The organism is Pseudoalteromonas sp. S16_S37, assembly GCF_014694405.1.
Lineage (GTDB): Bacteria > Pseudomonadota > Gammaproteobacteria > Enterobacterales > Alteromonadaceae > Pseudoalteromonas.
In genome coordinates this window covers 1-1,655 of the sequence record NZ_JAAUWV010000132.1, presented here as the reverse complement: position 1 = coordinate 1,655, position 1,655 = coordinate 1, and the positions used below count along the sequence as shown (strand labels likewise).

Here is a 1,655-nt window from a genome sequence, read left to right as displayed (position 1 = left end):
ATAGGTTGGCAGCGAAGTGATATAGTGCTCAGTGAAGCCATTCTTAATTGGCAAACACATCTACTCTCAGTGTTTGAAACCACGCAGTGCTGGCAACAGACAATAAAAGTAGAGCGAGCGATAACAGTACGCTATGGCCCAACAGATAGGGTGTATATATGTTATCGGGTTGCACACCCATACGCTGGCAAAGTGATTATCAGATTTAAAAAACGCGCAATTACCCACACTAGCCCAATCAAGTTGAGCCTCAATGTACCGAACAAAGTGTGCTACTGGGGCTTACCCGGTGGCCTTATTCGCTCAGATGATGACATACCACCCATTGATAGAAAAATCCCAATAGAGCCACAACTACAACGAGCCTACATCATGCAACCGACTATTACCTGTGAGCGAGTTGATAACGCTCAGCAAATATTAATCAGCCAATTTAGCTACACATCAACACGCGGCCAATTCAGTGCAACGGGCAATATTAAGTTTTGTTCTCGCATCGATATGGAACGCGCCATAGGCCAAGAACTCAAACTCACCATTAATGGCTATGAGTTTATAGTGATATGCGAACAAGCAGCTACAAGTAGTAAGTTCGCACACAACTCATACTCAGCCAATATACGCAGCCGCTTTGCGTTACTCTCAGCGCCATATGCAAGAGCAACTAACTACACCAACAGCGTTGATAAAACCGCCGCAGGTATCATGAGCGACATTTTAGAAAACTCAGGCTGGACGCTCGACAATCAAATGATTGATTACCCAGTGCCAAAAGGCGCGTTTAGTTATAGAGGGTTAACACCCGCTGCTGCACTATTAAAAGTAGCTAACAGCATGGGGGCTATACTCGATATAGACGATATAAATAAAAAAGTGTCAGTTGTGCCTGAGTGGCCCGTAAACCCTTGGAGTACCGAGCAAGCTACACCTGATATAATACTCAACGAATCTTTAATACTTGAACATAACACCCGCGATACAACACAACCCGAATACAATGCTGTGTTTGTGCGTGGTGAACAACAAGGCGTAGCCTGTAAAATCAAGCTCAGCAACACCGCTGGCGATATGTACGCACGCGATATTGTTGATAGCCTAATTACAGACAATCAAGCTGCTCGCCAACGTGGTACATGTGAGCTGGCAAGAAGTGGTAACAAACAAGAATCAACGATTAGAACCAAGCTACTCTCAACACTGCCACCGATTAGACCAAGTATGCTCGTTGGGATCAGGTATTCAGACTCACTCTATAAAGCCACCTGCGACAGCACCACACTTAGCGCATCAATCAGCAATCAAGGTGCAATCACTGTAAACCAAACGATTAAGGTGATCAGCAATGTCTAACGCGTTAAATAGACTCGGCACGGTACTGGCTACAACTCAGCGCAGTATTGTGAAAGTGGTTGCAGTGAACCAAGACGGCACAACATTGGTTCAGCACTCGGATGATACGCAAAGCACAGTGTTAGGCGATAGCGTAGAAAGTGGCAGTGCATATATAGAAAATGACCGCATAGTAGGCCCAGCACCAGACCTACCGTATACAGAGATAGAGGTTTAATAATTTGGAAAGCTGTTTAATATAGTGAAACTTTCATTTTTCGCAGTTTTCGCGCAATTGGCGCTAAGTTTTCGCGCGCGGCATCAAC

The 1,655-nt window shown here is 45.0% G+C and carries 2 protein-coding genes; both read left to right on the top strand.

The annotated features are described in order from the left end of the window. Positions 1-1,350, top strand: a 1,350-nt coding sequence (locus HC733_RS22145) for a hypothetical protein (protein ID WP_190367141.1), incomplete at its 5' end; no start/stop codon positions are given. Further along, entirely contained in the window at positions 1,343-1,567 is a 225-nt protein-coding gene (locus HC733_RS22140; RefSeq protein WP_190367140.1) for a hypothetical protein, read from the top strand. The genes HC733_RS22145 and HC733_RS22140, both read left to right, overlap by 8 nt. The last annotated feature ends 88 nt before the right edge of the window (positions 1,568-1,655 follow it).